The organism is Frankia sp. CcWB2, assembly GCF_977927585.1.
The window spans coordinates 12,840-15,640 of the sequence record NZ_CDWRCM010000041.1; the positions used below are offsets into that span (position 1 = coordinate 12,840).

General features: G+C 71.4%; 3 protein-coding genes. 1 reads left to right on the forward strand and 2 read right to left on the reverse strand.

Annotated elements, in window-relative coordinates:
• Positions 1–12 precede the first annotated feature (12 nt).
• The gene (locus tag ACY45C_RS06695) at positions 13–156 is read right to left on the reverse strand and encodes a dsRBD fold-containing protein (protein ID WP_462186778.1); all 144 of its coding nucleotides are present in this window, start codon (positions 154–156) and stop codon (positions 13–15) included.
• Between the two features lie 298 nt (positions 157–454).
• Between ACY45C_RS06695 and ACY45C_RS06700 the strand changes: the two genes are divergently transcribed.
• Complete coding sequence (locus tag ACY45C_RS06700) at positions 455–1,192, forward strand: DUF427 domain-containing protein (protein WP_462186769.1); 738 nt, start codon at positions 455–457, stop codon at positions 1,190–1,192.
• A gap of 50 nt (positions 1,193–1,242) precedes the next feature.
• Here the strand turns inward: ACY45C_RS06700 and ACY45C_RS06705 are convergent.
• On the reverse strand, positions 1,243–2,801 hold a 1,559-nt coding region (locus ACY45C_RS06705), incomplete at its 5' end, for a sensor histidine kinase (RefSeq protein ID WP_462186770.1).

The window sequence follows — 2,801 nt, forward strand, 5'->3', positions numbered from 1 at the left end:
GGCGGACGACGATCACATAGTCCGGTCGGGTCCCGCCATCGCCGCCTGGATATTTTCGGCGGCCGCGTCGAGCAGGCGGTGTGCCAGCTCCGACAACGCGCGCGCGGCGGCCACCTCGTCCCCGATCTCGGGAACGTCGGGCTCCCCGGGGTGCAGCCGGGCCTGTCCCGTCCCGTGTAGATCGTCGCGGGCGGCTGCCGTGCAGGGCCGCGTCCGCCTGGGTACGGCCGTCCTGCTCCGTCAGGGAGATCTGCACGGTCCAGGTTCTTGTGGTGGTCATCTCGGCCTCCGTCCGACGAGCTCTCCTCGGATGAGTTCTTCCTGGTTGTCACGTGCCCGCGTGCTTCCCGGTGACACGGGGGGCGGGAAGGCGCGGGGCGCCGCGCCGGTTGGCCCAGAGAAGAAACCGGTCCCGGGAGGGGCCGGTTTGAATGCGAGGACGGGAGGCGAGCGGATGACGACTGAGGCACGAGGGCGGGTTCGGCTCGAACAGGGCCGCAAGCGGGTGCGGGCGTATCTGGGCGGCCAGCTGGTCGCGGACACGGCGCGCCCGGCGCTGGTCTGGGAAAATCCCCACCATCCTGTGTACTACCTGCCGAGAGCGGACGTCGGCGCGACCCTGGCGCCTACCGGGCGGGTGGAGCACTCGCCGAGTCGGGGGGAGGCGGTCTACTACGACGTCGTCGTGGCGGGGACGACCGCCCCCGAGGCGGCCTGGTCCTACCCGCAGTCACCGCTGGAGGGGCTGCGCGACCTGGTCCGCTTCGACTGGAACGCGATGGACGGGTGGTTCGAGGAGGACGAGCCGGTCTACGTCCATCCGCGCAGCCCGTACACCCGGGTGGACGCTCTCGCCAGCTCCCGGCACGTGCGGGTCGAGGTTGACGGGGTGACCGTCGCGGACTCGCGCAGACCCGTCATCCTGTTCGAGACGGGCCTGCCGCCCCGCTACTATTTTTCCCTCACCGACGCCCGGCAGGACCTGCTCCGCCCCTCGGACACCCGGACCAGCTGCCCCTACAAGGGGCACGCCGAGTACTACTCGGTCGAGATCGACGGGAAGACGTACCCCGATCTCGTCTGGACCTACCGGACCCCGTTCCCGGAGAGCGCCCGGATCGCCGGGCTGGTCTGCTTCTACGAAGAGCGCGTCGACCTCTTCCTGGACGGGGAGAAGACGGTGACTCCCTGAGCTCCCGCCGGGAACGCAGAGATCCGTCGGCTGGCGGATCTGCGGACGGGTCAGCTGGTCGGCACCGACCAGCGCAGCTGGGTGCCGCCGTCGGGGCCCGGGCCGAGTTCGAAGGTCCCGCCGAGGTCCTGCGCCCGGGCCCGCATGTTCGCCAGCCCGCTGCGGCGGGTGGTGGAGCCGATGCCGACCCCGTCGTCCAGCACGTCGACGGTGACGGCGCCGCTCGCGGCGGTCACGGTCACCTCGACACTGCCCGCCTTGGCATGCCGGGCGGCGTTGGACAGCGCCTCACGCACGACCGCGATCAGATGGTCGCCGAGGGTGGGACCGATCATCGTGTCCACCGGTCCGTCCAGCCGGACCCGCGGGGTGAAGCCGAACGCGCCGGTCATGTCGTCGATGACGCCCAGAATCTGCGCCCGCAGGCCGCTGCCCGTGGCCGGTGCCGCCCGGCCCCGCAGCTCGAAGATGGTGTGGCGGATCTCCCGTACCGTCTCGTCGAGATCCTCCACGTAGGTGTTCATCCGCTCCGCCCGGGTGGGCCGCTCCTCGCTGGCCGCGAGGCCCTGCAGGCCCATCGCCACCGCGAACAGGCGTTGCATCACGTGGTCGTGCAGGTCGCGGGCGATCCGGTCGCGGTCCTCCAGCAGGGACAGCCGGCCGCGTGCGGCTCGGGAGCGGGCGAGTTCCAGCGCGAGCGCGACGTGCGCGGCGAACGCGGCCGCCAGCTCCAGGTCCGCGTCCGTGAACAGGTCACCGCCACGGCGCCGGGCGAGGATCAGCGCCCCGGACGTGACATGTGACGTGATCAGCGGAACGATCATCGTTGGCCCGATGTCGAGGTCGTGGACCTCGGATTCGGCCAGTTCGCGGACGTCGGCGACGACCAGCGGCGCATGGTCGCGTACCGCGTGGCCGGCCAGCGAGCTCTCTATCGGTACCCGCCGGCCCCGCAGCAGGTCCGCGTCCTGCCCGGCGGCGACGTCGAAGGACAGCTCGGTCGCCGTCTCCGACCCGAGAGCCAGCGCCGTCGTGTCCGCGCGGGCGACGTCGCGGGCCCGCTGGACGATCAGTTCCAGCGGGTCGTCGCCGTCGGCGAGCAGATGCCGGGTGATGTCGGCGGACGCCTGCGACCACTGCTGGCGATGTTGGGCCTCCCCGAACAGCCGGGCATTGTCGATCGCCACACCGGCGTTCGCGGCCAGCGCGAGCGCCAGCTCCTCGTCCTCCGCGGTGAACACCCGACCGCCGCGTTTCTCGGTGAGGTAGAGATTGCCGAAGACCTCGTTGCGGACCCGGATCGGCACCCCGAGGAAGGCCCGCATCGGTGGATGGCCCGGGGGGAAACCGACCGCCTGGCGGTGGTCGGCGATGTCGTCGAGGCGCACCGGCTGCGGTTCCGCGATGAGCAGGCCCAGCACGCCGTCTCCCCGGGGCAGCCGCCCTATCGTCTCGACGAGTCCCGGGTCCATCCCGACGTGCACGAACTGTTCGAGCCGACCGTCACGGGAGATTACCCCGAGCGCGCCGTAGCGGGCGTCGACCAGCTCGCACGCGGACTCGACGATGCGCCGTAGCACCACGTCGAGACTGAGGTCGGCGGTGATCA

Excerpts from the sequence above, each read along its gene's own strand:
- ACY45C_RS06700 (WP_462186769.1), top strand. The coding sequence starts at position 455 with ATGACGACTGAGGCACGAGGGCGGGTTCGGCTCGAACAGGGCCGCAAG.